This window comes from Micromonospora sp. WMMD1155, from assembly GCF_029581275.1.
GTDB lineage: Bacteria > Actinomycetota > Actinomycetes > Mycobacteriales > Micromonosporaceae > Micromonospora.
In genome coordinates this window covers 6,682,454-6,702,529 of record NZ_CP120742.1, presented here as the reverse complement: position 1 = coordinate 6,702,529, position 20,076 = coordinate 6,682,454, and the positions used below count along the sequence as shown (strand labels likewise).

The following is a 20,076-nucleotide window of genomic DNA, read 5'->3' as shown; positions in this document are numbered from 1 at the left end:
GCTGGGCGAACGCACCCAGGGTGGCACACGATGCCGACAATCGATGCCCTCGGGCATCTCCACTGTGGAGATGTCGGAAGCCGGTCAGTCGGCGGCGTAGAGCGCGGCGAGCCCGGCCGCCGTCGCGGCCAGGCGCTCGCGCAGCGTCGCCGGGGCGAGCACCTCGACGTCGGCGCCGAGGCGCAGCAGGTCACCGTGGGCATGGGTGAGCGACTCGATCGGCAGCACGGCGGTCACCCAGCCCCGCTCGTCCGGCGGCCCGGCGCTGGCCTCCACGGCCGTCACCACCGGGTCGCCGGCGACCTCCCGCAGTCGTTCCCGACCGGCGGGGGAGAGTCGTACGGTGGCCTGGTCGCGGTGCAGTCGGGTGCGGAACCCGACCACGTGCTCCCGCCACCACGACGGCAGGTCGAAGTCGGCGGGCCGGTCGAACTCCTGCGCGAGCGGAGTCAGGGCGAGGATCTGGCTGACCCGGTAGGTCGCCGGTGCGCCCCGGCCGGGCTGGTCGGCCACCACATACCACCGGCCACCCTTGAGCACCAGGCCGTACGGCTCCAGCACCCGGGTCACCTCACCGTTCCAGCTCCGGTAGCGCACCTCGACGCGGTGTTGCCGCCAGACCGCCTCGGCAGTGCGGGCCAACTCCGGTGAGGCGTCGCCGTCGGCGTACCAGCCGGGCGCGTCGAGGTGGAAGCGTTGCTGAAGTCGGGCCGCCCGGTCGCGCAGCGGTGCGGGGAGCGCGGCGTGCAGCTTGAGTTGCAGCGCGGCCACCACATCACCGTAGCCCAGCTCGTCGGCGGGGCCGGGCAGCCCGGCCAGGAACAGCCGGTCGGCCTCCTCAGTGGTCAGCCCGGTCAGGCGGGTCCGCCAGCCGTCGACCAGCTGGTAACCGCCGGCGTGCCCGGCCTCTCCGTAGAGCGGGATGCCGGCGGTGTGCAGCGACTCGACGTCCCGGTAGATGGTGCGGGGCGAGACGGCCAACCGCTCGGCGAGCTGGGCGGCGGTGAGCCGACCGTGGGTCTGGAGCAGCATCAGGACGGAGAGAAGTCGACTGGCCCGCACTTCACTGACACTAGCTGTCAGGGGATCGCTCGTACCGTCCCGGCATGGCATTTCGCGACAAGGATCTGAGCACGCCGGAACCGATCACGGTGGACGGTCGACAGCTCAAGCGCTACCACATCGACCAGCCGGAACAGCGGATCGAGTCGGAGGTGGAGAAGGCCGCGTACGACCTGCTGCCCGCCCTGCTGGCCGACGTCGTGGACGACGGCACCCCGGCCGCCGGGTGGGTGGTGCTGCACCGGGGCGCGGACACCGGCGCCTACCTGCTGGCGTACACCTGGGTGTGGGACAACGCGGTGGAGATCCGCGTCGCGGCAGCCGGGCAACCGGCGCTGGACTGCCCGGACCAGGACCCCACGCACTTCGTCGAGCTGCGTCGCCCCGCGGTGGGCTGTGTCTGGGAGCTGGCGGTGCTGGAACACGAGCGGGCCGCCTGGGTGCGGCACATGCTGGCACCGGAGAGCCCCGACCTGACCGACTATCTGCGCGACACGCGAGCGGAAGGGCCGGTGGGCCGCTGATGGGCGACTTCGACTTCTTCACCGGCACCTGGAACGTCGTCAACCGGCGGCTGCGCGAGCGGCTGGTCGGCTCCGACGAGTGGGAGGAGTTCCCCGGGGTGTCGGTCGCGCACGGGTTCTTCGCCGGTGGCGGGAACTTCGACGAGATCACGTTCCCGACCAGGGGCTCCGCCGGCGCCACCGTCCGGATCTTCGACCCGGCTCGCGAGGAGTGGTCGATCTACTGGATGAGCAGTGTCGACGGGGTACTGGGGCTGCCGCCGATGGTGGGACGCTTCGTCGACGGGGTCGGCCACTTCTACGCCGACGACCAGCACGAGGGGCGACCGGTGCGGTGCCGGTTCGTCTGGTCGGACATCAGCGCGACCACCGCCCGCTGGGAGCAGGCGTTCTCCGTCGACGGTGAGCAGACCTGGGAGACCAACTGGATCATGAGCTTCACCCGGGCGTCCGACTAGCGGCTTCCGACCCATTCGGGTGCGGTGTTAGGGTCCGTCCACCGCCCCGGATGGAGGAACGCCGAATGGCCTCCGACCACGTCGACGTGCTGATCGTCGGCGCCGGGCTGTCCGGCATCGGGGCCGCCTGCCACCTGACCCGGGACTGCCCGGACAAGACGTACGCGGTGCTGGAGGCGCGCGACGCCGTGGGCGGCACCTGGGACCTGTTCCGCTACCCGGGCATCCGCTCGGACTCGGACATGTTCACCCTCGGCTACGCGTTCAAACCCTGGACCGCGCCGAAGGCCATCGCCGACGGCGCGACCATCCGGGAGTACGTCGACGAGACCGCCCGGGAGTACGACGTGCAGCGGCACATCCGCTTCCGGCACCGGGTGCTGCGCGCCGAGTGGCACAGCGCCACCGCCCGCTGGACGGTGCACGCCCAGCGCGTCGACACCGCCGAGACGGTGGTGCTGACCTGCTCGTTCCTCTTCGCCTGCACCGGCTACTACCGCTACGACGAGGGCTACACACCACCGCTGCCCGGCGTCGACGCGTACGCCGGGCGGCTGGTGCACCCGCAGCACTGGCCCGACGACCTCGACCACACCGGTCAGCGGGTGGTGGTGATCGGCAGCGGCGCCACCGCGGTGACCCTGGTGCCGGCGATGGCGCAGCGGGCCGCCCACGTGACGATGCTGCAGCGCTCCCCCACGTACGTCATGGCGTTGTCCTCGCGGGACCGGCTGGCCGACGCGTTGCGGCGCCGGCTGCCGGCGGCTGCCGCGTATCCGGTGGTGCGCGGGAAGAACGTGCTGCTGTCCACGGTCACCTACCAGCTCAGCCGGCGCGCCCCCGGCCTGGTGAGACGGGCGTTGCGTCGGGCCGCCGCCGGCCGACTCCCGGTCGGGTACGACGTCGACAGACACTTCTCACCCCGCTACGACCCGTGGGACCAGCGGCTCTGCGTGGCACCCGACGGTGACCTGTTCACCGCCGTGCGGCAGGGCCGGGCGTCGGTGGTCACCGACACCGTCGACACCTTCACCCCCGACGGTGTCCGGCTGACCTCCGGAGACGAGTTGCCCGCCGACGTCGTGGTCACCGCCACCGGGCTCAACCTGCTCGCCGTCGGTGGTCTGACGCTGCGGGTGGACGGCGTCGACGTCGACCTCGCGAGCACCGTCGCCTACAAGGGCATGATGCTGTCCGGCGTGCCGAACTTCGCGTTGACCCTCGGCTACACCAACGCGTCGTGGACGCTCAAGGCCGACCTGGTCGCCGGGTACGTCTGCCGTCTTCTGCGGCACCTGGACCGCACCGGCCAGCAGGTCGTCACACCGCTCCCGCCGCCCGACGCGCGACGGGTGCCGCTGATCGACCTGCGCTCCGGCTACGTGCTGCGCGCCGTCGACGCGCTGCCCAAGCAGGGCGCCGACGCGCCCTGGCGACTGCACCAGAACTACCCCCGTGACGTGCTGCTGATGCGGCACGGCAGGCTCACCGACGAGGGTGTGCGGTTCTCCCGGGCCGGTGCGGCGGTCGCGCCCACCGGCACCCGACGTGCCGTGTCGTCCGAGCGTCGGTGACCGCCAGGAGAGGAGCACCCCGTGCGGAGGTTCGAGTTCACCGGCGCCACGGCCGTGGTCACCGGAGCGGCCAGCGGCATCGGCGCGGCGTTGGCGCACGCGCTGGCCCGTCGGGGCAGCGACCTGGTGCTGCTGGACCGCGACGCGGAGCGACTGGACGCGGTCGTCGCCGCGATCCGCGTCGCGCACCCGGACCGCCGGCTGCACACGTACGTGGTGGATCTCGCCGACGCGACCGCGACCGCCCAGGTGGCCGCGGAGATCGGCCAGCGGCATCCGCGCGTGCGGCTGCTGGTCAACAACGCCGGGGTCGGCCTCGGGGGCCGGTTCGACCAGGTGACGTTCGACGAGTTCAGCTGGGTGATCGACGTCAACTTCCGGGCCGTGGCGCAGCTGACCCATGCGCTGCTGCCCACCCTCCGGGCCGAACGCGGCGCGCACCTGGTCAACATCTCCAGCCTGTTCGGGCTGATCGCACCCGCCGGGCAGGCCGCGTACTCGGCGAGCAAGTTCGCCGTGCGTGGCCTCACCGAGGCGCTGCGCCACGAGCTGGTCGACGACGGCATCGGGGTGACGTCGGTGCACCCCGGCGGCATCCGCACCCGCATCACCGAGAACGCCCGCATCGGCAGCGGCGTCTCGCACGAGGAGTACGCGGCCGGCCGGGCACAGTTCGAGAAGCTGCTCACCATCGCGCCGGAGCGGGCCGCCGAGGTGATCCTGCGTGGCGTCGAGCGGCGTCGCGGTCGGGTGCTGATCGGCTGGTCGGCGAAACTGCCCGACCTGCTGGCCCGGGTGCTGCCGGGCTCGTACAACCGGCTCCTGGTCACCGGCCTGGACCGGGGGGTCGTCCGCCCGACGCCGGCCGTGCCCGCGCCACGCCCCGCCGCCGAGGCCGCCGCCGACGCGGCCCGCGAGGTGGCCTGACCGGCACCGCGGTCAGGCCGGGTCGCCCACCGTCGCGCTGGGGCCGACGTCGCGGCGACGCAGCAGCACGGTCACCGTCACCAGGGCGACCAGCAGGGCCGCGAGCGCGTACACCGGGGCCGGGCCGAGCGGCGCGAACAGCGCCAGCAGCGCGACGACCGGGAAGGCCACGACCACCACGCCGTGCTGCTGCCGCCGCACGTGCAGCACCCAGATCGTGAGCAGGAAGACCGCGACGGGGATGCCCACCGCGTACCCGGCGGTGCTCTCCGAGATGTGCGCCTTGCCCCGGTCGACGTCCACCGCCGCGCCCAGCCCGGCCCCGATGGCGGCGATCGCCGCGAAGACCAGGTAGTGGCCGTAACCCCAGACCAGGGAGTACGGCAGCCGGTCGGGCGCCTCGATCGGCCGGTCGAAGTACAGCCACCAGAGCGCGAACACGATGACCGCGCCGGCCGCCGCGAGTGACCAGAGGTCGTGCTCACCGGCGTCGAGCCCGGTCTGGATCGCCATCGAGATGGCCAGCACCGTCTCGCCGAGCACGATGAGGGTGAACAGCCCGTACCGCTCGGTGATGTGCCGCGGATGCCAGGGCGTCATGCCGGGGCGTTCGGCCACCGCCGGTACCAGCAGGTCGGCCAGCAGGAGCAGCACGAACGACGCGATGGCCCACTCGGCGGGGAGCAACAGCCGCAGCAGCCAGCCGATCTGCACCACCGTCACGCCGATCGCGTAGCGGCGTGCCGCCGGGCGGTGTCCGGGGTCGCCGACCGCCGCGCGGGTCCAGTGCACGACGGCGGCCAGCCGCATCACCACGTACCCGTAGGTGATGACCGCGAAGTCTCCGTCGGCGAAGGCACGCGGCACCCCGGCCGCCAGGATCAGCGCACCGGAGATCTGCACCAGGGTGGTGATGCGGTAGACGTCGTCGTCGGTGTCGTAGGCCGAGGCGAACCAGGTGAAGTTCACCCACGACCACCAGATCGCGAAGAACACCATGACGTAGCTGCGCACCGCGTGGCCGAGGTGGCCCTCGGCGACGTCGTGGTGCAGACCGCTGGCCGCCTGCGCCACCGCCACCACGAAACACAGGTCGAAGAACAGTTCCAGCGGCGTGGCCGCGCGGTGCGGCTCGTCGCGTCGACGCGGTCGCATCGGCCGGTAGAACGGCCGTACCGAACGGGAGTCGGTCAACTGCGCTCCTCAGCGCCGGCTCAGGAGCGCCGCCGCCGACCGTGGGTCAGCCCCTCCAACACCAGGGTCAGGCCCGCGCCGACCAGCCAGACGTCCTTGGCCAACCCCGCGCCCTGCTGGGTCGGGCGGATGCTCCCCGGCTCCCGCAAACCCGGCGTCTTCAGGTACAGCTGCACCAGACCCGCGCCGAACGCGGTCAGACCGAGCCCGACCAGCGGCGCCGGGAAGAACGGCGCGATCAGCGCGGTCCCGAGGGCGACCTCCGAGTACGCCAACAGCTTCGCGAAACGCGCCGGCTCGAACTGGCCGAGTTGGGGCATCGCCGTGACCGCCATCCCGTGCATGCTCTCCGCGGCGGCGCCCTCCAGGTTCCGTTTCTGCAGACCCGAGTTGAGGAAGTACGCACCGATGCTGACCCGTAGCGGCAGGTGTGCGAGTTTCATTGTCACTCCCGTTGGCCGTGGTCGAATGCGGCCCGCGTACCCCGACCCGCCCGCGATAACCGCACGGCGGGCTGGGCCGGCCGTGGTGATCGCGGTAGGTTCGCCGAGGGCCCACCGCCGAGCCCGTGGCACCCCGCCCCGCTCGGCGCCCGGCCCTGCCGCAGACCACCAGCAGGAGGCGAAGTGAGCCAGGAAGTCCGGGGAGTCATCTCCCGCAGCAAGGGCGCTCCGGTCGAGGTCACCACCATCGTGGTGCCCGATCCCGGCCCCGGTGAGGCCGTCGTCCGGATCCAGTCCTGCGGCGTCTGCCACACCGACCTGCACTACCGCGAGGGTGGCATCAACGACGACTACCCGTTCCTGCTGGGCCACGAGGCGGCGGGCATCGTGGAGCAGGTCGGCGAGGGCGTCACCGACGTCGCCCCGGGCGACTTCGTGGTCCTCAACTGGCGGGCGGTCTGCGGGGACTGCCGCGCCTGCCGCCGAGGCCGCCCCTGGTACTGCTTCAACACCCACAACGCGAAGCAGCGGATGACCCTCACCGACGGCACCGAACTCGCCCCGGCGCTGGGCATCGGCGCGTTCGCCGAGAAGACCCTGGTGCACGCCGGGCAGTGCACCACAGTGGACCCGGCGGCCCGACCGGCCGCCGTGGGTCTGCTCGGCTGCGGGGTGATGGCCGGGCTGGGCGCGGCGATGAACACCGGCAACGTCACCCGGGGCGACTCGGTCGCCGTGATCGGCTGCGGCGGTGTCGGAGACGCCGCGGTCGCCGGTGCCGTCCTCGCCGGGGCCACCACGATCGTCGCGGTGGACACCGACGGCCGCAAGCTCGACTGGGCCCGCCGGTTCGGCGCCACGCACACCGTGAACGCCTCGGAGACCGACCCGGTCGAGGCGATCCGTGCCGCCACCGGCGGTTTCGGCGCCGACGTGGTGATCGACGCGGTGGGCCGACCGGAGACCTGGAAGCAGGCGTTCTACGCCCGCGACCTGGCCGGCACCGTGGTGCTGGTCGGCGTACCGACCCCGCAGATGCAGATCGAGTTGCCCCTGCTGGACGTCTTCGGGCGCGGCGGCGCCCTCAAGTCGAGCTGGTACGGCGACTGTCTGCCCAGCCGGGACTTCCCGATGCTCACCGAGCTGTATCTGCAGGGGCGGCTCGACCTCGACGCGTTCGTCACCGAGGAGATCGCGCTCGATGCGGTCGAGACCGCGTTCGAGCGGATGCACCACGGCGACGTGCTGCGCTCGGTGGTGGTGTTCTGATGACCGCCCGGGTCGACCGCGCGGTCACCGCCGGCACGTTCTCCCTGGACGGCCAGACGTTCGACGTGGACAACAACGTCTGGGTGATCGGTGACGACAGTGAATGCGTCGTCCTGGACGCGCCGCACGACGCCGCCGCCATCCTCGCCCTGGTGGGCGACCGGCGGGTCCGCGCGATCCTGGCCACCCACGCCCACGACGACCACGTCCGGGTGGCGCCCGAGCTGGCCGAGGCCACCGGCGCGCCGGTGCTGCTGCACGCCGCCGACCGGGTGCTGTGGGACATGGTCCACCCGCATCTGCCGCCGCACGGCGAACTGCACGACGGGCAGAGCATCGAGGTGGCCGGCACCACCCTGCGGGTGCTGCACACCCCCGGGCACAGCCCCGGGGCGTGCAGCTTCCACGCCCCGGACCTGGGCGTGGTCTTCACCGGGGACACGCTCTTCGCCGGCGGCCCGGGTGCGACCGGCCGCTCGTACAGCGACTTCGACACCATCGTCCGGTCGATCCGCACCCGCCTGCTCACCCTCCCGGCGGAGACGGTCGTGCACACCGGCCACGGTGACGACACCACCATCGGCGCGGAGGCCCCGCACCTTGAGGAGTGGTTGGCGCGCGGCCACTGAACCGCGTGCGCGTGTGCGGCTCAGCGCCCGTCGGCCGCGCCCAGCACCGTGGGTCGAAGACGAGCCAGGCCGCCGGCGCACCCTCGTCACCCTGACGTAGGGCGTCCGCCACGTCCGTCAGCGGCGAGGCGACCCAGGGGGTACGTCTCATCGTGTGTCGTCCCGCCCATGATGCTCCCTTCCCGACGCTGCGACCGTACGGCGTTAGGATCGCGCGCATGGCCGCCGAGCACAGTGCACCTGTCGTCCGCCAGCTACGCCTCGTGGTGGAGGCCGACGACTACGAGGCCGCCGTCGCGTTCTTCCGGGACGCGCTCGGCCTGCCCGAGGAAGCGGAGTTCGTCAGCGACGGAGACGCCCGGGTGATGATCCTGGAGGCCGGCCGCGCCACCTTGGAGATCGCCAACCCGGCCCAGAAACGCATGATCGACGAGGTCGAGGTGGGGCGGCAGGTGGCGCCCCGGATGCGGGTGGCCTTCGAGGTGGACGACACCGAGGCGACCACCGCCCGGTTGGTCGCCGCCGGGGCGAGCGAGGTCGCGCCGCCGACGCGTACACCGTGGGACTCGCTCAACTCCCGCCTCGACGCGCCCGCCGGCCTGCACATCACCGTCTTCCAGGAGTTGCTCGCCCCCGGCGAGGGCGCCGGGACGCGGGGCGCCGAGCCCGGACCTGACAGCGACGTCTGAATCGGGCAGCTTCCGGGCCACCCGCTCTCACCCCGCACCTCGCGCACAGCTCTGGTACGTCCTCGTTCGGCACGACGAGCCGCACCGTAACCTCACACACCGTGCCCGACCTGGACGTCCACTCACGGTAGCGACAAGTGGCCCGCCGTCCGGCCCTCCACCCGGCCCCCAACAGGGGGCAGGCCCCCCTTTGCTCTGCATCCCTATCTGCACCACGTGCCGTGAGCTGCGGTCGGGCGCTTTCTGCCCATGACGGCGGTTCCGTCACCGGCGTCACGGATCGTGCCTGGCGCGTATTGGTAAGCAGAGCAAAGGCTGGGTGTCGGACCCATCCTCCGGCCGCTGAAATCACCCTTCGTCACCGCCGTCACACCTTGTGACGCACTGGGCCCGCACCCGGCCGCCCGCAACGAGGCAGTGGCCCTGTCCGATTCGGTGCCGTGACCGGGACCGCATCGACCGGTGGACCGCGCATATCCGGAATGACCGACACGTGAACCTGGTTGTGTCCCCCGTACCGCCGGAGCTCAAACCCCTTTCCGCGGTCATCTCCCGAGGAGTGTTCACCCCGGAGCGCTCCGCACGATCGAAAGGGCAACCATCGTGAAGGTCGACTTCACTCGATGGCTCCCCGCCATCGCTAAGGACTCGTACCGCAAGACCGCGCTGAGCGTCGCGGGCGTGGCCGCCCTCGGCGGTCTGGCCCTCGCCCCGACCGCAGTCGCCGCTCCGGTCACCACCGGGCCCCACCAGGGCGCCGTCGCCGCCATCGACCTCGCCACCGGCAAGGCCGCCACCGCGGCCCAGCAGGACGACCAGCCCGTCGAGTCGGGCCTGACCACCGGCTCCGCCACCGGCAAGCCGCCGGCCGGCAAGCCCACCCGCGCGCAGCTGATCCCGCACGGCATCGAGGGCGCCCAGTCGCGCATCCCGCTCGACGACGCGCAGCTCGCCAACGCCCGGCACATCGTCGACGCCGCCAAGAAGACCGGTGTCGGTGACCGGGGCGCGGTGATCGGTGTGGCCACGTCGCTGCAGGAGTCGAAGCTCTACAACCTCGGCCACCTGGGCGCGTACAACGACCACGACTCGCAGGGCCTGTTCCAGCAGCGCCCGTCGTCCGGTTGGGGCACGCCCGAGCAGATCACCGACCCGGAGTACTCGGCCACCGCGTTCTTCAGCGCGCTGAAGAACGTCGGCGGTTGGCAGGACCTGCCGCTGACCACCGCCGCGCAGACCGTCCAGGTCTCCGCGTTCCCGTACGCGTACGCGCAGTGGGAGGAGCAGGCGGCGGACATCGTCCAGCAGCTCTGGTGACACCCGCACACACGCGCCGGCCGGCCCCCGAGCGGGGCCGGCCGGCGTCGTCGTGTGTCAGCAGGCCGGGTAGAGGCGGCGGGTGCCGACCCCGGCGGCGTACGCCTCCCGGTCGCTGAACCGGCAGCCGTAGTCGGGTCGGGCCACCACCGCCGGGTCGGTCACGGTGTCGCCGGCCGGGCGCTTGCCGGTGCGTACCCAGGACACCAGGTCGTCCCAGGCGGCGCCGGCCTCGGCCGGGGTGAACTCGCAGTGCTGCGTGGCCCGGATGGCCCGCTGGACCAGCAGCTTGCTGCGGCCGTGCCGCGCCACGTCGTCGGCGTACGCCTGCTCCATGCTGAACGGCACGAACAGGTCCCCGAGGCCGTGCAGGCTGAGCACCGGCGCGGTGGGCCGACCCGCGATCCGCGGCACCTCGGTCAACGTCGGCAGGAGCCGCTGCACCACGTTCTCCGGCGCGACCCGTTGCACCGTGGCGTTCACGTCGACCGGGCTGTTCGGGGAGTACCGGGTGAGCAGATTGGTGGAGAGTTGACCCGGCCGCTGGGCGGGGGAGTCGCCGCTCCCGGTGGGCACGCTGATCGAGAAGAGGAAGTCCTTCCAGACCGCGAACGCCGCGTCCGCGCCGGGACGAGGCCCGCCCGAACGGTTCACCGTGATCGCCCGCAACTGCTTTCCCCGGTCCGTGGTGGTGTCCGGCCCGGTGGGCGTCAACCCGGCCAGACCGAGCGTCACCTGGATCCGGGGTACGGCGTTCGTCAGGTAATCGGCCGGCGTCGGGTACGCCGGCACTCCGGCGAGGGCCTGCGCGACCAGGTTGTAGTCCAGGTAGAAGTCGAGCAACGTCTGGTCACCGAGCACCCCGCACATCGGCAGGGCCCCGTCGTAGAAGCCGGGGTACTGCTCCAGCGAGCGCCCGATGACGTACCCGCCCATCGACACCCCGGCGACGTAGGTGTGCTGCGGCCGGCTGACCGTCCGCGCGAAGTGGTCGGCGAGTTCCCTGGTGCCCAGCACCCCCGAACGGATGTCGAAGCCGTTGCGGTCGTACGAGGACGACGCCCAGGCGTACCCCTGATCGAGGAGTCGCTGGCGCAGCCCGAAGGCCGGCGGTTCCGGCGACAACACGGTGCCCTGGCCGCGGTAGCCGTGCGCCCACAGCACCAGGTCACCGTTCCACCGGGCGGGGACCTCGATGATGTACCCGGCGTGGCGGTGCACGCCCTGGCGTACCGTCGTCGGTTTGCCGCCCACGACCAGCGGCGTCAACGGCGGATTCTCGATCGTGTACCCGGGCAGCGGCTCCCCGCCCCTCGGATCGCGACCGGTGGCGGCGGCCGGCGCGGTGCCGACCAGCCCGATCGTGAGAGTCAGCGTCGCGGTGGTGGCGAGCAGCCGGCGGAGGGTACGAACGGGTGCGGACAGCATCGATGCTCCCCATCGGACGGACGTCGCCCGAGGGGCGACCAGGCGGGACGGTTGCCTACCGGCCGGTAGCGACCTGAACCTAGGACGGCCTTCGACCAGTGTCAATGGCTGCGCTGATCGGCCGGTCAAGCGCGACTGTCCGGCCGATCAGGCCATCCCGGGCCCCCGGTTGCCTCCGCGCGCAGCGGCCCTCGCGCTCGGTGGGCTGGGTGTTCGTCGGCCTCCGTGTTCGGTGGTCGGGGTGGGTCGTGTGCTGGTTGGCCTTCGCGGTCGGTGGTCGGGGTGGGCTGTGTGCTCGTCGGCCTTCGTGGTCGGTGGTCGGGGTGGGCTGAGCGGTCGGGTTTTTGTGCGACGCCCACCGGGGCGGACGGCAGCTCGTCGGTGGGGTGCCGGTCGCATGCCGTACCCGGCCTCACGGCGAGGTGGGGCGGTCGGGTTGACTTGTCGCCGTGGACGAGTCGATCTGGGAGGCGGCCCGCGTGTCGCGGAGCTGGTTGGACACCGCGAACGGCACCGGGCAGACCGAACTGACCTGCCGCATCCTCAAGGTGACCGAGGAGGCGGGGGAGGCTTCGGCCGCCTGGATCGGCCTGCTCGGGCAGAATCCGCGCAAGGGCGTCACCCACACCCGCGATGACGTCGCCGCCGAACTGGCCGACGTCGCCTTCACGGCGTTGGTGGCCATCGAGAGCCTGGGGCTGGACGCCCAGACGGTCCTGAACGCCTGTGCCGCGAAGGTGCGCTCCCGCCTCGCCACCTGAACGAGCGCGCTACCCGTGGCCCCCGTCCCGGCTCGGCTCGTTCGGCCGGTTCGGTCGGCTTGCCAGTTTGTCCGTTCGTCTGGCGGACCGCCGCTTGGCCGGCGCCTGCGTGGCGGCTTGGCCGCCCGGCACGGCTGGCCGCCAAAGCCCCGACCCGATGGCGCAATGCCCCCCGGACCTCCCAAACGGCGATGATCGACTCCGTTTCGGTGAAGTCGCGGTATCAACCCCTCATGGATACCGCGACATCGGCGAAGTCGTGTGGATCATGCATGGGCTGGGGTGTTCTGCCCGCAGCCCTGGGTGGTTTGACACCCGAGGTCGGGTTGGCTTGTGGGTTTTGTTCTGTTTGGGTGATATCGGTGTGTGGTCCGGGGCACGTGCCGGCCGGAATCCTGGCCGGGTCGGGGTCGTTACACATCCTGACGATCGCAGGACCACGGCCGGTCGGCTCGATGGTCCGCCCCCGGGAATGACCCCCGACCCCGGGTCGTTGTAGCTGGACCCCGGCCCGACCGGCACCTCGCTCAACCGGGTGCTCACGGACTCGGTCGCCCCCGGGAATGACCCCGCCCGCCGGGTCGTTATACACGGACCCCGGCCTGACCAGCACCCCGCTTCACCGGGTGCCAACGGATGGGCCGCCCCCGGGAATGGCCCCGCCCCGCCGGGTCGTTACACCCGGTCCCGGCGCCGCGAGCCCTCCGCTCGTAGTCCGCCGACCCCGGTGCGACAAGCCCCGCTTGTAGGTCACCGAATCGCAGACTTCCCCCGCATTACTGCAGCGCCGGACGAGGTGCTCGCACCCGCCGTACCCGGGTGGGTGTTCTGACCCCCGAAGGAGCTTCCCCCATGACCACGATCATGCGTAAGAGTGTGCTGTCCGTTGCTGGTCTGGCGTTCGCCGGTGGTGTGTTCGCCGGTCCGATCGCCGCCCACGCCAACCCCGTCGACGCCAAGCCGGTTGCGACTGCCGTGCAGTCGGCGGCGCCGAAGCCGCAGGGTGAGCAGTCGCGCATCGACCTGAACGGTGAGCAGACCGCGAACGTGAAGGCGATCATCGCCGCCACGAAGAAGGCGGGTCTGCCGGAGCGGGCCGCGGTGATCTCGATCGCGACGAGCCTGCAGGAGTCGAAGTTGGAGAACCTGGGCCACCTCGGCGACATGAACGACCACGACTCGCTGGGCCTGTTCCAGCAGCGCCCGAGTTCGGGTTGGGGTACGCCGGAGCAGATCACCGACCCCGCCTACTCCACGACGGCGTTCTTGAAGGGTCTGAAGCAGGTTGACGGGTGGCAGGACATGCCGCTGACCGACGCCGCGCAGACCGTGCAGGTCTCGGCCTACCCGGACGCGTACGCCCAGTGGGAGCAGCAGGCCACCGACCTGGTCGGCCAGTACTGGAACAGCTGACCCACACCCGAAACCATCCGACCGCTGGCCGGCACCCCACCCGGGGTGCTGGCCAGCGGCATATCCACCACCGCCACCGTGGCGCGCGACGGTGATGGCGGCGCGTCCACAACGAGATCTTGGACAGTTTCCGTTCGCGCGGAACGCGCGGAACGGAAACTGTCCAAAATCTCGCGATTGGCGACGTCGTGGAGTGGCGCTGTCGGCGCGGAGGTGGTCGCGGGCGCCCGCCATGTTGAGTGATCCGATCGGGCGGCGGGTACGTACCTCCCGTCGGGGACCGGCGGAGGGACAGGCGAATGACCGCGGTGGGGCACGGCACCAATCAAGAACCGGAGGCACCGCCGGCACCTGCACCGCCGGCATCTGCACCGCCGGCATCTGCACCGCCGGCATCTGCACCGCCGGCATCTGCACCACTGGAACCTGCACCGCCGGAACCTGCACCACTGGAACCTGCACCGCCGGAACCTGCCGGTGACGCCGTACCGCTGCGCTGGTCCACCGGGTCTCGCCTGCTGGTGGCTGCCGCGGCGGTCGTGCTGTTGCTGGGGGCGGCGGCGGTGGCCGTGATCGTCGCGGATCCCGGGCGGCGCGGTATGACCTACACCGGCGCACCGGACGGCACCCGCCCCGACGGCACCCGCCCTGACGGCACCCGCCCCGGCGACGTCGGGCGGGCGGGAGGCGTTGCCGATCCGGACGTGGCCGATGGTCGTCCCGGCGCGGGAGCCGCCGATGGTCGGACGCTCACGGCACCCGTCGCCGGTCGGCGGACGGGCACGTTCGTCCTCGCGGACGGGTTGTCCTCGTTCGACCTGCGGGTGGCTGATCTCGGAGACGACCTGTACCGGATCACCAGCCCCGTCGGTTCTGGTGTGGTGGGGCGGCCGGTCGTGTCGGGGGAGACCGTCCGACTCGACCTCGCGGACTCCGGGGAGCGTGGGCCGGGGGCAGTGCGCGTCCTGCTCAACGAGCGGGTCACCTGGCGTCTGCACATCGTCGGCGGAGTGAGTCGTCAGGTGCTGGACCTGACCCGGGCCCGGTTGCTGGGTGTGGAACTGGCCGGCGGGTCGTCCCGCACCGAGATCCGGCTGCCACCGATCACCGAGGCCAACACCGGCAACGGGCCCGGCACCGGCGACGCGCCCGGCACCGGCAACGGGCCCGGCACCGGCATCGGGCCCGGCAGCCCGGAGGGCACCGGCATTCTCACCGTGCGCCTCACCGGTGGGACCAGTCAGCTCGACATCCGGCTCGCCGGGGAGACGCCGGTGCGGGTACGCGTGGGAGCGGGCGCCGGCTCGGTCGCGCTGGACCACGACCATTGGGACGGGGTGGGCGCGGGTACGGTGCTGGGTACGCCGGGGTGGGACCGCGCCGCCCAACGGCTGTATCTGGACCTGGTCGCGGGTGCCGACAGTGTGACGGTGTCCGCCCGTGCCCGATGACCCCGACAGTCGGCTGACCAGCCGACCCCTGCGGGAAGCGCTGCGGTCGTGGGTGGGCGTGAGCGTACAGTCGGGCGGTGGAGCGTACCGAATCGATGCTGGCGCAGACCCGACCACCCGGTGTGGCCGACGTTGATCCCGGCAGTGTGCTGTTGCCCGGCCACGACGTGCCGTTGGGGCGGTACACCACAGTGCGGCGACTGTTGCCGCAGCGCCCCCGCCGCATGGTCGGCGCGTGGTGTTTCGTCGACCACTTCGGTCCTGACGACGTGGCGCAGCGACCCGGGATGGAGGTGCCACCGCACCCGCACACCGGTCTGCAGACGGTGACCTGGCTGCTGGAGGGGGAGATCCTGCACCGGGACAGCCTCGGCAACGTGCAGCCGATCCGGCCCGGCCAGTTGAACGTGATGACCTCCGGGAACGGCATCGCCCACTCCGAGCGGTCGCCGGCCGTCCACCCGCCGGTGATGCACGGCGTGCAGCTCTGGGTGGCGTTGCCGGATCCGGCGCGCGCCGGGGCGGCCGACTTCGCGCACCACGCCGACCTGCCGCGCTGGCGCGACGGCGAGCTGGACCTCACCCTGCTGGTCGGCGAGTTCGGTGGACGGCGGTCACCGGCGGTGGTGCACACCCCGCTGGTGGGTGTGCAGCTGGAGCTGGGCGGTGAGGCGCCGACGACGCTGTCGTTGCGGCCCGATTTCGAGTACGCGGTGCTGGCGATGTCCGGTTCGGCGGAGGCCGCCGGGGTGGGGTTCGAGCCGGGGGCGTTGCTCTACCTGGGCACGGGTCGCCGCGAGCTGACCGTGCGGGGAGGGTCGGGGGCCCGGTTGCTGTTGCTGGGGGGTACGCCGTTCGAGGAGCCACTGGTGATGTGGTGGAACTTCGTCGGCCGCTCGCACGAGGAGATCCTCGCCGCCCGGGAGGACTGGATGGCGGGGGACGCACGCTTCGGCGTGGTCGCCGACGACCCGGCGCCGCCGCTGCCGGCGCCCTCCCTGCCCACCACCCGCCTCAAGGCCCGCGACCGCAGCGGCGGCCTGCACGGCTGACCGGCCCGCGACCGCACCGCCGACCGGCGTGCGGCTCGCGTGTGGCAGTCGGTCGCGCGGGTAGTCGCCGGCATGCCGACCACTCTGATCACCGCGATGGCGGACCGGAAGCGCCTGGCGCGCCGGCTGGCGGGCACCGGGCGGGGCTTCGCCGAGCAGTACGGCTTCCGGGTGACCAACAACCCGGCGAGCCTGTTCCAGGTCCTCTACCTCGCGGTGCTGCTGGCCCGTCGGGGTGACTTCCGTCGGGCGGTGGACGGCGCGCGGGCGTTGCGCGACGCGGGGTGGGACAGCGCCGCGGGGTTGGCCCGTTCGTTGCACGAGGACCGGGTGCGGGTGCTGCGCGCCGGCGGCCGGCGAGGCGACGTGGACGCCCTCGCCGCCGTGCTGGGCGACCTGGGTCGCACCGTGGTCGAGCGGTACCGGGGCGATCTGCGTCGGTTGCGGACGGTGGCGCACCACGATCCGGCCCGGGAGCGGAAGCTTCTCGCCGAGCTTCCCGGGGTGGACGACCAGGTCGTCGACCTGTTCCTCCGCGAGGCGCAGGCGTTGTGGCGGGAGGTGGCCCCGGTGGCCGACCGGCGCGCGTTGGCGGCCGCCCGTCGGCTCGGGCTGGGCAGGTCGGCGGACGACCTGGCCGGCTTGGCCAGCGGTGAGTCGGAGCAGCTGGCCTGGCTGGTGGGGGCGCTGGCCCGGGTCGACCTTGAGCACCGGTACGCGGAGGTGACCGGCCGATCATGACGTGCCGTGGCCCACACTTCGCCGAATACTGACCGAACGGAGGATGTTCTGTCGTATGGTTGGACCCGGTAGTGCTGACCGCTCGGTTCGAGCGGGCATCCACCGCCTGGTGGCGGCACCCGGTTCGGGTGCGGTTCACCGCCTGGGCAGGTTTGCGTGGCGCCCTAGGTCGCGGTTCGTGACCAGGGGCGCCCGCCTGTCCCGGCGATTCGTCCGACAGTCGCCCCGTGTCGTCCCCGGGGCCGCCGCGCAGCCCGAAACCGCAGGCCGAACCCGCCGTGAAGCAGCGAACGGGCCCGCCGTGAAGCGAGAACGGCTCAGCGCGCCAGGCCAGCCAACAGGTTCACCGTCACGGCGATGATGAACGCCCCGAACAGGTACGACACCATCGAGTGCCGCAGCACCGTACGACGCATCTCGTTGCTGGTCAGGTTGGTGTCGGACACCTGGAACGTCGCTCCGATGGTGAAGGCGACGTACGCGAAGTCGGAGTAGCTGGGCGGCTCGGGCTGGTTGAAGTTCACCCCGCCGTCCGGGCCGGTGTAGTAGATCCGGGCGTACCGGGCGGCGAACACGGTGTGCACCACGAACCAGGAGAGCACCACGCTCAGCACTCCCAGCCCGCTGTGCACTTCACGACTCAGCCCGGGAGGCGCGTCCTGCGCGTTGGCCACGACCAGCCCCACGGCCAGCAGGCTGGCCAGGCAGGCGACGAGCAGGAGCGCGTCCCGTACCGCCCGGTTCGGGTCCTCGTGCACGGCCAGCTGGGCGGTCCGCTCGGCGTCCATCGGCCAGAGTTTGAGCCACACCAGCACGAGCCAGCTCAGCGCGCCCACGTCCCAGCCGGCCAGCGCGGCGAGGGGCAGCGGCAGCAGCAGTGCGAAGAGGCCGCCGGCGACGACGCCGACCACCGCCACCACGGCGAGCTGTCGCGCGGCGGGGAAACGTACCTCGACGGGCCGGGACGGGCTGGTGTGGGTCATCGGTGACGATCCCGTCTCCGGGCGATGGGCGTCACCGCCGGGTCAGATGCCGCGCAGGTGCTGCGAGACCCGGTTGTGCTTATTGTCCCGGGCCTGCTCGGCCCGCTGAGAGGCGCCCACCTCGGGTGCCGCCTCGATGCCGGCCGAGCGGGCGACCTCGGTGCCGTTGGCGTAGTCCACCGGTGGCAGCGCGCGCAGCGCCTTCAACACGTCCGGCGGGGCACCCTCGCGTTCGGCCTCGCGGACCACGTCGTCCTTCTCGGCCGGGTAGTCCAGGCTCGACAGGTACTGCAGGACCTCGGCGTAGCTCGCCATGGCAGGGGCTCCCTCGGGCATCGATGTGGTGACGACCGGCGGCGGTTACCCGCCCGCCGGCCGGTCACGCCCGTCCGGCGGAGGAATCGCCGCGCCGTTTCCGAGGGGCCGCGGCGGGTACCCGCAGGCGCCGACGCGAGCCCAGAGGGAGTACGCGATGAACTACGACACCTTCATCGACCAGGTTTCCCAGCGCACCGCGACGTCGTCCGAGCGGGCGGTCGAGCTGACCCGGGCGGTGTTGGAGACGTTCGCCGAGCGGCTGACCGGTGGTGAGGTCCTGGACCTGGCCGTTCAGTTGCCGCAGCCGTTGCAGTTGGTGCTCAAGCCGAGCCCGAGCACCGAGCAGGCCGACCGGTTCGGTGCCTCCGAGTTCGTCGCGCGGGTCGCGTTGCGTGCCGGTGTGGAGGAGCCCGCCGCCGACGACGCCACCCGGGCGGTCTTCACCACCCTGCGGGAGGCGATCACCGGTGGTGAGTTCGACGACGTGGTGACCCAGCTCCCGCGGGACTACCGGGGCCTGGTCGAGCAGGCGATGGCACCGGGCGCGACGCTGCGCCGCGCCTGACAGCGGCCTCACCGGGCCTGCACAGCGGTTTACCAGGGCAACCATCGATGTCCCGCTTGGCGCCGCGTTTCGGCCTGGCCTAACCTTGTCGTGCGAGGGGAGTACTTCCCACGAACCATTCCGGTCAGTACGGCGTGCCCGGCGCGCCTCGGGTGGTTGCCCATCACGGTGATGGGTGAAGGAGACCTCGAACATGACGGTGTTCGAGGAGACCCCAATGAGCGAAGTGTCGTACCTGTCCGCCGCCAGTGACCTGTCGTCGGTCGGCACGCCCACGCTGTGGGCGGTCACGATCATCGGCGTGATCCTGCTGCTGGTGCTGGACTTCCTGGTCACCCGTCGCCCGCACGAGGTGTCCATGCGGGAGGCCATCGGCTGGTCGGCGTTCTACATCGCCCTGCCGCTGGCGTTCGGCGCCTGGATCTGGTCCCGCTACGGGTCCCAGCAGGGCGTGGAGTACCTCACCGGTTACCTGGTGGAGAAGTCGCTCTCCGTCGACAACCTCTTCGTCTTCATGCTGCTGCTGGCCGCGTTCGCGGTGCCGGCGGTGCTCGCCCAACGGGTGCTGCTCTACGGCATCGCCGGCGCACTGGTGCTGCGGGCCGTCTTCATCGCCCTCGGTGCGGCCGCGTTGCAGACCCTCGACTTCGCCTTCCTGCTGTTCGCGATCATCCTCATCGCCACGGCGGTGAAGCTGCTGCGGGACGCCCTGTCCGGGCACGAGCAGGAAGTCGACATCAACAAGATGCGCTCGGTGAAGCTGCTGCGCAAGATCATGCCGGTGGTCGACGACTACCACGGCACCAGGATGACCGTCCGGCAGGGCGCGAAGCGGGCTCTCACCCCGTTCGCCCTGGTGGTGGTCGCGGTGCTGGCCACCGACGTCGTCTTCGCCGTCGACTCGGTGCCCGCGGTCTACGGCATCACCGAGGACCCGTACCTGGTCTTCGCCACCAACGCGTTCGCCCTGCTCGGTCTGCGGGCGCTCTACTTCGTCCTGCACGCGGCGCTGAGCCGGCTGGTGCACCTCAGCTACGGCCTGGCCGTCATCCTGGCGTTCATCGGCCTCAAGCTGGGTCTGCACTGGGCGCACGGCATCTGGGACGGCGTACCGGAGATCCCCACCCTGGCCTCGCTCGGCGTGATCATCGGGGTGCTGGTGGTGGTCACCGTGACCAGCCTGCGCGCCACCCGGGGCGGCGACCTGCCCGAGGACCGCAAGGTCGTCGCCGAACGGCACTGACCGCGCCGCGCCGGGCGACGAGGGGGTACGCGGGA

Annotated in this window: 21 protein-coding genes; 15 read left to right on the top strand and 6 right to left on the bottom strand. The window is 71.9% G+C overall.

Annotated elements, in window-relative coordinates; translation table 11 throughout:
- Window positions 1-84: 84 nt before the first annotated feature.
- Window positions 85-1,062, bottom strand: coding sequence for a YafY family protein (locus O7617_RS30690; protein WP_282259914.1), 978 nt, complete (start codon window positions 1,060-1,062; stop codon window positions 85-87).
- Window positions 1,063-1,106: 44 nt separating this feature from the next.
- Here O7617_RS30690 and O7617_RS30685 point away from each other — a divergent pair, with 44 nt between their 5' ends.
- The 4 genes from O7617_RS30685 to O7617_RS30670 all read left to right on the top strand — a co-directional run bounded on the left by O7617_RS30685 (window position 1,107) and on the right by O7617_RS30670 (window position 4,545).
- Window positions 1,107-1,586, top strand: a complete 480-nt coding sequence (locus O7617_RS30685; protein ID WP_282259913.1) for a hypothetical protein — start codon at window positions 1,107-1,109, stop codon at window positions 1,584-1,586.
- The gene (locus tag O7617_RS30680; protein ID WP_282259912.1) at window positions 1,586-2,044 is read left to right on the top strand and encodes a hypothetical protein; all 459 of its coding nucleotides are present in this window, start codon (window positions 1,586-1,588) and stop codon (window positions 2,042-2,044) included. Before O7617_RS30685 ends, O7617_RS30680 begins: the two co-directional genes overlap by 1 nt.
- A 65-nt stretch (window positions 2,045-2,109) precedes the next feature.
- Window positions 2,110-3,618: an NAD(P)/FAD-dependent oxidoreductase gene (locus O7617_RS30675; RefSeq protein ID WP_282259911.1), complete on the top strand. Its 1,509-nt coding sequence runs from the start codon at window positions 2,110-2,112 to the stop codon at window positions 3,616-3,618.
- Between the two features lie 21 nt (window positions 3,619-3,639).
- The gene (locus O7617_RS30670) at window positions 3,640-4,545 is read left to right on the top strand and encodes an SDR family NAD(P)-dependent oxidoreductase (protein WP_282259909.1); all 906 of its coding nucleotides are present in this window, start codon (window positions 3,640-3,642) and stop codon (window positions 4,543-4,545) included.
- Window positions 4,546-4,557: 12 nt separating this feature from the next.
- Here O7617_RS30670 and O7617_RS30665 read toward each other — a convergent pair whose 3' ends face one another.
- Together O7617_RS30665 and O7617_RS30660 are read right to left on the bottom strand one after the other, a co-directional pair.
- Window positions 4,558-5,739, bottom strand: coding sequence for a low temperature requirement protein A (locus O7617_RS30665; protein WP_282259907.1), 1,182 nt, complete (start codon window positions 5,737-5,739; stop codon window positions 4,558-4,560).
- Window positions 5,740-5,759: 20 nt separating this feature from the next.
- Window positions 5,760-6,182, bottom strand: a complete 423-nt coding sequence (locus O7617_RS30660; protein WP_282259905.1) for a DoxX family membrane protein — start codon at window positions 6,180-6,182, stop codon at window positions 5,760-5,762.
- Between the two features lie 183 nt (window positions 6,183-6,365).
- Between O7617_RS30660 and O7617_RS30655 the strand changes: the two genes are divergently transcribed.
- From O7617_RS30655 to O7617_RS30640, 4 genes are all read left to right on the top strand, one after another.
- Window positions 6,366-7,451 carry an S-(hydroxymethyl)mycothiol dehydrogenase gene (locus O7617_RS30655; RefSeq protein WP_282259903.1) on the top strand — a complete coding sequence of 362 codons (1,086 nt, stop codon included), beginning with the start codon at window positions 6,366-6,368 and terminating at the stop codon, window positions 7,449-7,451.
- Entirely contained in the window at window positions 7,451-8,080 is a 630-nt protein-coding gene (locus tag O7617_RS30650) for an MBL fold metallo-hydrolase (protein ID WP_282259902.1), read from the top strand. The genes O7617_RS30655 and O7617_RS30650 overlap by 1 nt, the downstream gene beginning before the upstream one ends.
- A 218-nt stretch (window positions 8,081-8,298) precedes the next feature.
- Window positions 8,299-8,769, top strand: a complete 471-nt coding sequence (locus tag O7617_RS30645; RefSeq protein ID WP_282259900.1) for a VOC family protein — start codon at window positions 8,299-8,301, stop codon at window positions 8,767-8,769.
- A gap of 603 nt (window positions 8,770-9,372) precedes the next feature.
- Window positions 9,373-10,086: a hypothetical protein gene (locus tag O7617_RS30640; RefSeq protein ID WP_282259898.1), complete on the top strand. Its 714-nt coding sequence runs from the start codon at window positions 9,373-9,375 to the stop codon at window positions 10,084-10,086.
- Between the two features lie 57 nt (window positions 10,087-10,143).
- Here O7617_RS30640 and O7617_RS30635 read toward each other — a convergent pair whose 3' ends face one another.
- Window positions 10,144-11,514: a hypothetical protein gene (locus tag O7617_RS30635; protein ID WP_282259896.1), complete on the bottom strand. Its 1,371-nt coding sequence runs from the start codon at window positions 11,512-11,514 to the stop codon at window positions 10,144-10,146.
- A gap of 449 nt (window positions 11,515-11,963) precedes the next feature.
- Here O7617_RS30635 and O7617_RS30630 point away from each other — a divergent pair, with 449 nt between their 5' ends.
- The 5 genes from O7617_RS30630 (at window position 11,964) to O7617_RS30610 (ending at window position 16,932) form a co-directional block, all read left to right on the top strand.
- Complete coding sequence (locus tag O7617_RS30630; protein ID WP_282259894.1) at window positions 11,964-12,275, top strand: MazG-like family protein; 312 nt, start codon at window positions 11,964-11,966, stop codon at window positions 12,273-12,275.
- A gap of 852 nt (window positions 12,276-13,127) precedes the next feature.
- Window positions 13,128-13,688 carry a hypothetical protein gene (locus O7617_RS30625; RefSeq protein WP_282259893.1) on the top strand — a complete coding sequence of 187 codons (561 nt, stop codon included), beginning with the start codon at window positions 13,128-13,130 and terminating at the stop codon, window positions 13,686-13,688.
- 521 nt (window positions 13,689-14,209) lie between these two features.
- Entirely contained in the window at window positions 14,210-15,139 is a 930-nt protein-coding gene (locus O7617_RS30620; protein WP_282259892.1) for a hypothetical protein, read from the top strand.
- Window positions 15,140-15,216: 77 nt separating this feature from the next.
- Complete coding sequence (locus O7617_RS30615) at window positions 15,217-16,191, top strand: pirin family protein (protein WP_282259891.1); 975 nt, start codon at window positions 15,217-15,219, stop codon at window positions 16,189-16,191.
- A gap of 72 nt (window positions 16,192-16,263) precedes the next feature.
- Window positions 16,264-16,932: a hypothetical protein gene (locus O7617_RS30610; protein ID WP_282259889.1), complete on the top strand. Its 669-nt coding sequence runs from the start codon at window positions 16,264-16,266 to the stop codon at window positions 16,930-16,932.
- A 317-nt stretch (window positions 16,933-17,249) separates the two neighbouring features.
- Here the strand turns inward: O7617_RS30610 and O7617_RS30605 are convergent, their stop codons facing one another.
- Both O7617_RS30605 and O7617_RS30600 read right to left on the bottom strand, forming a co-directional pair.
- The gene (locus tag O7617_RS30605) at window positions 17,250-17,915 is read right to left on the bottom strand and encodes a DUF1345 domain-containing protein (RefSeq protein WP_282259888.1); all 666 of its coding nucleotides are present in this window, start codon (window positions 17,913-17,915) and stop codon (window positions 17,250-17,252) included.
- Between the two features lie 42 nt (window positions 17,916-17,957).
- Window positions 17,958-18,230 (bottom strand): DUF2795 domain-containing protein, encoded by a 273-nt coding sequence (locus O7617_RS30600; RefSeq protein WP_282259887.1) that lies wholly within the window; start codon window positions 18,228-18,230, stop codon window positions 17,958-17,960.
- 157 nt (window positions 18,231-18,387) lie between these two features.
- On the opposite strand from O7617_RS30600, the gene O7617_RS30595 reads away from it, so the two are divergent.
- Together O7617_RS30595 and O7617_RS30590 are read left to right on the top strand one after the other, a co-directional pair.
- The gene (locus tag O7617_RS30595) at window positions 18,388-18,798 is read left to right on the top strand and encodes a DUF2267 domain-containing protein (RefSeq protein ID WP_282259886.1); all 411 of its coding nucleotides are present in this window, start codon (window positions 18,388-18,390) and stop codon (window positions 18,796-18,798) included.
- Between the two features lie 217 nt (window positions 18,799-19,015).
- Window positions 19,016-20,041 carry a TerC/Alx family metal homeostasis membrane protein gene (locus O7617_RS30590; protein WP_282259885.1) on the top strand — a complete coding sequence of 342 codons (1,026 nt, stop codon included), beginning with the start codon at window positions 19,016-19,018 and terminating at the stop codon, window positions 20,039-20,041.
- Window positions 20,042-20,076 lie beyond the last annotated feature (35 nt).